The organism is Arthrobacter gyeryongensis, from assembly GCF_039543785.1.
In the GTDB taxonomy this organism is placed as follows: domain Bacteria; phylum Actinomycetota; class Actinomycetes; order Actinomycetales; family Micrococcaceae; genus Arthrobacter; species Arthrobacter gyeryongensis.
On sequence record NZ_BAABKK010000026.1, the window covers coordinates 85985 to 94350 of the forward strand.

General features: G+C 66.5%; 5 protein-coding genes and 1 riboswitch. All 5 genes read left to right on the forward strand.

Features of this window, described 5'->3' with window-relative positions; genetic code table 11:
• The first annotated feature begins 11 nt into the window (after nt 1–11).
• Entirely contained in the window at nt 12–1490 is a 1479-nt protein-coding gene (locus tag ABEA18_RS18020; protein ID WP_345451395.1) for a sensor histidine kinase, read from the forward strand.
• A gap of 164 nt (nt 1491–1654) precedes the next feature.
• Nucleotides 1655–1828: riboswitch (cyclic di-AMP (ydaO/yuaA leader) on the forward strand.
• A 2-nt stretch (nt 1829–1830) separates the two neighbouring features.
• A complete protein-coding gene (locus ABEA18_RS18025) occupies nt 1831–2559 on the forward strand; it encodes an aggregation-promoting factor C-terminal-like domain-containing protein (protein ID WP_345451397.1) in 729 nt (242 codons plus the stop codon).
• 148 nt (nt 2560–2707) lie between these two features.
• Nucleotides 2708–4075 carry a glycosyltransferase gene (locus ABEA18_RS18030; RefSeq protein ID WP_345451399.1) on the forward strand — a complete coding sequence of 456 codons (1368 nt, stop codon included), beginning with the start codon at nt 2708–2710 and terminating at the stop codon, nt 4073–4075.
• Nucleotides 4072–6135: an ArnT family glycosyltransferase gene (locus ABEA18_RS18035; protein WP_345451401.1), complete on the forward strand. Its 2064-nt coding sequence runs from the start codon at nt 4072–4074 to the stop codon at nt 6133–6135. The genes ABEA18_RS18030 and ABEA18_RS18035 overlap by 4 nt, the downstream gene beginning before the upstream one ends.
• A 6-nt stretch (nt 6136–6141) precedes the next feature.
• Nucleotides 6142–8247, forward strand: a complete 2106-nt coding sequence (locus tag ABEA18_RS18040; protein ID WP_345451403.1) for an ArnT family glycosyltransferase — start codon at nt 6142–6144, stop codon at nt 8245–8247.
• Nucleotides 8248–8366: the final 119 nt, after the last annotated feature.

Here is an 8366-nt window from a genome sequence, read left to right on the forward strand (position 1 = left end):
CGGGGCTCCGAATGTCCGCACTCTCGGGTATCCCCCGCCAGACCGACCACACCTGGTTCAATCCTTCAACCTGGCACTTGCGCACGCGCTTGATCCTTCTCTCCATGGCACTCCTCGTGGCCATCTGCAGTGCCGTCGGTGTGGTCAGCTACGCGTCAATGGATGTGTTCCTCACGAAACAGCTGGACCAACAATTGGCGCAGGCCTCCCATGGCCGCCCGCCGCAAGGCAACCCTGGCGGCCGTCCGGACCCACTGGATCCCCGGGGCCAGAGCATCGGCACGCTCAATGCGCGTATTCTTGCCGGTCAGGTGAGCAGCGATGCCGGCTTCTTGTCCTCCGATGCGACCCGTGCGCCGTTGTCGCCCAGCGACGCTCGAATCCTGTCGGCCCTCCCGTCCGATGGCCGCCCGGTTGATCGCACCCTGTCCAATGGCGGCTACCGGCTGGTGGCCACCGAAACTCCCTACGGCGATGTTGTCATCACGGGGCTGCCACTCGCCTCGAAGGAGGACACCGAGGCCTCGCTCGTCTGGACCATGGTGCTGGTTTCCTTGGGCGGACTGGTCCTGATCGGGCTGGCCGGAACCGTGCTGATCCGCCGCACCATGCGCCCCTTGGAGCAGCTCTCCGACGTCGCCACGAAGGTGTCGAAGCTTCCGCTCGACGCCGGTGAGGTGGCACTCGCTGTGCGCGTTCCGGCGTCGGCGGCCCACCCGAGCACGGAAGTGGGAAGCGTCGGCCATGCTTTGAACTTGATGTTGGACAACGTGTCCAGCGCCCTAGAGGCGCGCCAGCAAAGCGAAACAAAGGTGCGCCAGTTCGTGGCCGACGCTTCACACGAGCTGCGCACTCCGCTCACCGCCATCCGCGGCTACACCGAACTCTTGCGCATGACCGAGACGTTCACGGAGGACGGCCGCAAGTCACTGGGCCGGGTGCAGAGCCAGTCGGAACGCATGACCACCCTCGTGGAGGACCTCCTCTTGTTGGCCCGGCTGGACGAAGGGAAGGCCCCGGAGTTCACCGATGTGGATCTCACGCAGTTGGTGATCGAAACCGTCAGCGACGAGAAGGTCATGGCCCCCGAGCACATTTGGCAGCTCAAGCTCCCGGACGAGCCCCTCACGGTCCGCGGCGACACCACCCAACTCCACCAGGTTTTGGCGAATCTGCTTTCCAACGCCCGTAAACACACCGAGGCGGGAACCACCGTGGTCACGGGCGTCATGCGCTCCGCCGATGGCAGCGCCGTGGTGACCGTGACCGACAACGGGCCGGGCATCCCGCCTGAATTCCAGGGGAGGATCTTCTCGCGCTTCGCCCGTGCCGACGCCGCACGGTCCGGCTCCGAGGGCACGTCCGGGCTCGGCTTGTCCATTGTGGAGTCCATTGTCCAGGCGCATGGCGGCACGGTCGAAGTGGCGTCGCGGCCCGGCCGGACGGAGTTCGCGGTGCGCCTCCCGGCGCTCAGGACCGCCACGGCCTGACGGGCGAACCAGAAGCGCACGACGCCGGTGCGCGGCGAGCGCAAGTCGACGCACCGATGTGGTGACCTCCGTTACCTAAATGTGACTTAAGTAAGATCCTCCTGTACCGTCGAATGGGTGCGTTGGATCATTCCGGCCACCGCCGGGTAGGCGCCGAGCTCTGCCACTCCCCGGTGCCCATCAGTCCAGGCAGAGACGGGGGACCCAGGTCTCCGGGCAAGCGCTCATGTTGAGCCAGCCCTAGGGGTGAAGCCGTACCGCCACGTTCCGCTGTGGCCACGGCCGGATGACCTCATCCGAATCCGACAGCTAACTCCGCAGGCGTCGAGAGGCAATCACCATGTCTGATTCAAGGAATCAGTCGCGCCCTGTTGCGCGCCACCGCGGCGAACCTGCCCGGAATAACAAGTCACGCTCCACTTTGAGGCGAGCCGCGTCGAACCTCGGCACCGGCCAGCGCATGGCAGTTGTTGCCAGCGTCGTTGCCGTGTTCCTCGGTGCCGGTGCCGCCACCCAGGCCGCCGGTCAAGCCATCAACGCCCAGGACATGAGCCGCACGTCCGAATCCCGCACGGTGGATCACTCAGCCACGCCTTCGGCCACCGCCACGCCGTCGGCGAGCGCAAGCGCGAGCCCCAAGCCGAGCGCTACGTCGACGCCAAGCCAGGCAGCGGCCCCCGCTCCGACCGCCGTTGCGCCCCAGGCTGCCGCACCGGCCGCACCCCCTGCTCCGGCAGCCCCTGCCGCACCCGTCGCCGTCGATGATCCCTCCGGCGCCCAGGCTTATGCCGCAAGCATCCTTCCCTCCTACGGTTGGGGACAAGGTGAGATGTCAGCCCTGATCACCTTGTGGAACAAGGAATCGGATTGGCGCACCACTGCCACCAACTCCTCCAGTGGCGCTTACGGCATTGGGCAGTCGCTGCCGGCCGAAAAGATGGCGTCCGAAGGCGCCGACTGGCAGACCAACTACCAGACGCAGATCCGCTGGGGCCTGAACTACATCAAGGAACGCTACGGATCGCCGTCCGCGGCGTGGTCCTTCCACTTGGCCCACAACTGGTACTAGGCCAAGAGCCACGCACAAATACGTCGAGGTCCGTCCCTTCAGGGGCGGACCTTTGCGTTTTTTGGCCAGGCATGTGATTTGGTACATCCACAGCCACGTCACAGGTTCCGCCTAAAGCCTTCATATTCTGCAACGGCACTGTGGATACATGACGCTCATCGAATCCACCTCCGGAACCCTGAAGGACCCCGCGGTGGTGCCGCCGGGCCTTCCCATCCAGGCTAAGACCCCCGTCCAGCGCAGCGGACGGCGTGCCCCTGTGGACACCCACACCGCCATCCCCGTCCTCGATGTCACGATCCCCGTCTTCAACGAGGAACGCGACCTCGAAGAGTGCCTGCGCAGGCTTCACGGCCACTTGCGCGAATCCTTCCCTCATGGCTTCCTCATCACAGTGGCGGACAACGCAAGCACTGACAGCACCTTGAAAATCGCGGAGCGCGTGGCCAGAGAACTGCCCGAGCTCGCGGTTGTCCATCTCGAGGAGAAGGGGCGCGGCAACGCCCTGCGCAAGGTGTGGCTCGCATCGCCGTCCCCGGTTCTGGCGTACATGGACGTGGATCTTTCCACGGACCTCGCCGCACTGGCGCCCCTTTTGGCGCCACTCATCTCCGGCCATTCGGACCTCGCCATTGGGACACGGCTGACCCGCAACTCGCGGGTTGTCCGCGGCCCCAAGCGCGAGTTCATTTCGCGCAGCTACAACCTGATGCTGCACTCGTTCATGGGCGCCCGCTTCAGCGATGCCCAGTGCGGCTTCAAAGCGATCCGGGCAGACGTCGCACAGCAGATCCTCCCCCACACCATGGACAACTCGTGGTTCTTCGACACTGAACTCCTGGTCCTCGCCGAACGCTGCGGCCTCCGTGTCCACGAAGTTCCCGTTGACTGGATCGACGATCCCAATTCCAGCGTCGACGTGGTGCGCACCGCCCTGGCCGACATCCGCGGCATGGTCCGGCTCACCCGGGATCTCGTCTCGGGCCGCATTCCCATTCCGGAACTGCGCGCAGCACTTGCACGCGGGCCGCTCCCGGCGTCGTCCCGCACCGCCGAGCAGAACCCGCGCAGCAGCCTTTTCGGACAACTGGTCCGGTTCGCCGCGATCGGCGCTGCGTCCACCCTCGCCTATGGGCTCATCTTCCTGTTCTGCCGCGGCTTCATGGACCCGCAACTGGCCAACTTCCTGGCGCTGCTCGTCACGGCCATCGCCAACACCGGCGCCAACCGGCGCTTCACCTTCGGCATCCAGGGCGGCAATCCCGCTCGGCACCACTTCGAGGGATTGATCGTCTTCGGGATCGGCCTCGCGCTCACCTCCGGGGCACTCGCCTTGGTGCACAGCACGACGACGCCGGACCGCTGGGGCGAGCTCCTCACAGTGGTCGCAGCGAACCTCGCCGCCACCGCAGTCCGCTTCCTGTTGTTCAGACTTTGGGTCTTCCGGCAGCCTGCCGCGCAGGCGACTGTACCCACCACACAAGCCAAAACGCGCACAGAAACGGCAGCATCATGACCTCCACGATTACTCCCGCAAGCACAGGTCCGGCAGGTGCCGAACTTCCTGCCGCCGTCGGCACCGTCCAGGCACCGCAGGACCGTCACTCGACGGGCCCGTCAACCCCCGACGCCGCGCCCCGCTGGACGCGATACGCCTTTGGCCGGCAGCCCCGCTGGGTGCGGCCATCCGCTGCCGGGCTCCTCGTAGCCACCGCCTTCCTGTATCTCTGGAACCTCGCGGCCACCGGCTACGGAAACTCCTTCTACGCCGCGGCCATCCAGGCCGGCACCAAGGACTGGACCGCGTTTCTCTTCGGTTCCCTCGACGCCGGCAATGCCATCACCGTCGACAAGCCCCCGGCTTCATTGTGGATCCCTGCTTTGGCGGGCCGGATCTTCGGCTTCTCACCCCTGAGCATGCTGGTTCCCGAGGCGCTGATGGGCGTCGCCGCCGTCGGTTTCCTCTATTTGACGGTCAAGCGGGTCTCCGGACCAGGCGCTGGCTTGTTGGCCGGCGGCGCTTTGGCACTGACCCCGGTGGCGGCCCTTATGTTCCGCTTCAACAATCCCGACGCCATGCTGACCCTGTGCCTGGTACTCGCGGCCTACTTCACTACCCGTGCCATCGAACGCGCAGGCTGGAAGTGGCTCGCCGCAGCCGGCGCCGTGGTGGGCCTCGCGTTCCTGAGCAAAATGCTGCAGGGCTTCCTGATTGTTCCGGGCCTTGGACTCGCGTACCTCTGGGCCGCACCCACCCCGTTGCGACGGAGGCTGCTGCACCTGCTCGGCGCATTGGCCGGCATCGCGGTAGTGGCCGGCAGTTATGTCGCTCTGTTCCAGCTGACCCCTGCTTCAGCACGTCCTTACATGGCAGGTTCGCAAACCAACAGTTTCCTTGAGCTGACGTTTGGCTACAACGGGCTGTCCCGCATCACTGGCTCGGGCGAAGGGACGCCCGGCGGAGGCGGCGCCCCTGCAGTGGGCAGCCTCGGCGGGTTCGGCGGCGGCGGGAGCGGCAACAGCGGCTTCGGTGGAGCTGCCGGGATCGCCCGCATGTTTGGCACGAGCTTCGGCGCCGAGGTCTCCTGGCTTCTCCCTGCTGCACTGATTCTGCTGGCAGCCGGCCTGTGGTTCACCCGCCGGGAAGCGCGAGCCTCCCGCACCCGTGCCGCGCTCATTCTCTGGGGCGGCTGGCTTCTGGTCACGGCCGGCGTCTTCAGCTTCATGAGCGGCATCGTCCACCCCTACTATGCGGTAGCGCTCGCACCGGCAATCGCAGCCTTGGTGGGCATTGGCAGCGTTGAACTGTGGCGTGGCCGAGGGTATTGGCCGGCCAGGATCGTCCTGGCCGTGGTCATCCTCGGCAGTTCGGCCTGGTCCGCGGTTCTCGTGGGCCGCGACGCGTCATGGCTTCCGTGGTTGCGCATCGTGATCGTCGTCCTGGGCGTCGTGGCGGCCGCAGCAATCCTGCTTCGCCTCGACTCACTGCGCTTTTCCGGTCAAAATACGGCGGGGCGGTTCCGGAACGCAGCCGCTGCGGCCGTCGTCGTCGTTTCCCTTCTGGCCGGCGGCCTCGGAACAGCGGCGTGGACGCTCGCGACGGCGGCTACCGCGCACTCCGGTTCCATCCCGACGTCGGGACCCAGCGGTTCCGCGATGGGCGGCTTCGGAAACCGTGCTGGAGGGTTCGGCGCAGCCGGTGGGGCGGGTCAGGCGGGTGGGCCCGGTTCCGAGGGAACGGCCGACGCCGGACTGACCGCGCTGCTGACATCCACCACCACGAAGTGGTCGGCGATCGTCTCCGGTGCCACCCAAGCCGCGAGCCTTGAGCTCGCCACGAACACCAACGTGATCGCACTCGGTGGCTGGAACGGCGGCGATCCCTACCCCACGCTGGCACAGTTCCAGGACATGGTGGCCAAGGGTCAGATCGGTTACTACATTGCAGGCGGCGGCATGGGTGGCGGCGGCGGACTCGGAGGCCGAGGCGGCAATTCCGAGGTAGCCTCCTGGGTACAGGCCAACTTCCAAGCCCAGACGGTGGGCAGCTCCACCGTCTACAAGCTGACAAAGTAGATTCCGATGACCACTTCCTATTCCATAGACACGGACTCCGAGGCAGGGCAGCCGGCTCCGCCGTCGCGGTTGGTGGATCCTGCGGAAACGGCCGCTCCCCGGGGAGCCGGCAGCCGCGCCCGGCCGGGCCTGACCCGAAAGTCCCGCCCCAACCATGGCCCGCATGCCCTGCGTCACCACGTGGAGCTCGGCGTTGTCCTCCTTGCAACTGCGGTCCTGTATCTCTGGAACCTCGGCGCTTCCGGCTGGGCCAACCCGTTCTATTCCGCCGCGGCCCAGGCCGGTTCGCAGAATTGGGCCGCGTGGTTCTTCGGATCCTCTGACGCGGCCAACTCCATCACGGTGGACAAGCCTCCTGCGTCGCTCTGGATCATGGGCCTCTCGGTACGGATCTTCGGGCTAAACTCCTGGAGCATCCTGGTTCCCGAGGCACTCATGGGCGTTGCGACGGCATGGTTGCTTTATCTGGCGGTCCGACGGGCCGCGGCCCCCGCCACCGGCGATCCACGGCTCGCCCACCGGGCCGGGCTGCTGGCCGCCGTCGTCATGGCCATCACGCCGGTTGCCACCCTCATGTTCAGGTTCAACAACCCGGACGCCCTGCTAGTGCTGCTCATGACGGCCGCCGGCTATGCCACACTCCGGTCCATCCAGGAGAATAAGTTGCGTTGGCTCCTGCTCGCGGGAGTGTTCCTGGGCTTCGGTTTCCTGACCAAGCAACTCCAGGTCCTCCTGGTGGTTCCTGGATTTGCGGTGGCGTACGTGGTTGCGGCGCCGAGCGGTGTGGGGCGCAGGCTGCTTCATCTGCTGGGCGCGGGGGCGGCCATGGTGGTCTCGGCCGGCTGGTGGCTCGCCGTCGTCGAACTCATTCCGGCGAACATGCGGCCGTACATCGGCGGCTCCCAGAACAACTCCATCCTGGAACTGACGCTCGGTTACAACGGCCTGGGCAGGCTCAGCGGCCAGGAGACCGGCAGCGTGGGAGGGGGCAACGGCTGGGGAGTTCCCGGGCTGTTCCGGATGTTCAACAGCGAGTTCGGCGGCCAGATCGCGTGGCTGCTCCCCTCCGTGTTGGTCCTCGGGGCCGGGCTCCTGTGGCTGGGCCGCCGTGCCCCGCGTACGGATTCCGTCCGGGCCTCGGTGATCGTGTGGGGCTCGTGGGTCCTTGTCACCGGGCTCGTGTTCAGCTTCATGGCAGGCATCATCCATCCGTATTACGCGGTGGCGCTGGCTCCGGGCATTGCCGGGCTTGCGGGCCTGGGCGGTGCGCTTTTGTGGCAGCACCGCGCGCAGCTCGTCGCCGCGGTCATGCTCGCCGTAGCAGTGGCCGCAGCGGGATTCCTCGCCTTCGACCTCTTGGGCAGCACCACCGCGTATGGTCCGTGGCTGCGCTGGGCGGTGCTGTTTGGCGCCCTGGCAGCCGCGGCCGGGCTGCCGCTCTCGGGACGCTTCACCTCCCGCATCCTTCAGCGCACGGCGGCGGCGCTCGCCCTCGTGGCCTCCCTCGCCGGTCCCCTGGCGTACTCGATCTCCACCGCCTCCGTGACGCACACCGGCGCGATCCCCAGCGCCGGTCCAACGACTACGTTCGGCGGCTTCGGCGCAGGTGGTTTCGGCGCAGGTGGTTTCGGCGGCCGGGGCGGCTTCGGACAAGCCAGCCAAAACAACGCAGCCCAGAACAACCCGCCCCAGCCCCTCCAGCAGCCGGGCACCCAGGGTGGCGGCTTTGGCGGGAACCGGCAAGGCGGTGGGATGGGCGGCCTGCTCGGTGCCACGACGCCGTCGTCGGGAATGGTTTCCGCGCTCAAATCGGGCGCTTCGAACTACACGTGGGCGGCCGCCGTCGTGGGTTCTAACAACGCTGCCGGCTACCAGCTGGCCACCGAACTGCCGGTCATGGCGGTGGGTGGCTTCAACGGCACGGACCCGTCCCCCACGCTTGCACAGTTCCAGCAGCTCGTGGCGCAGGGCAAGATCCACTACTTCATCGCAGGCGGGACCATGCAGGCGAACAGCGGATCGGAGGCTCCTGCCCAGATCGCGCAATGGGTGGCTGCGAACTTCCAGGCACAGAGCATCGGCGGGACCACGGTCTACGCACTGGCTGGTTAGGTCCGGAACTGAAGCACCCGGAATAAAACTTTCAAAAAGACCCTTGTTTTGCAAACGTTTGCAGAGAAAAGTGGACGCCACTGCAGATCCCATTTCCAAGCTTTCGTTGCATCAAGGAG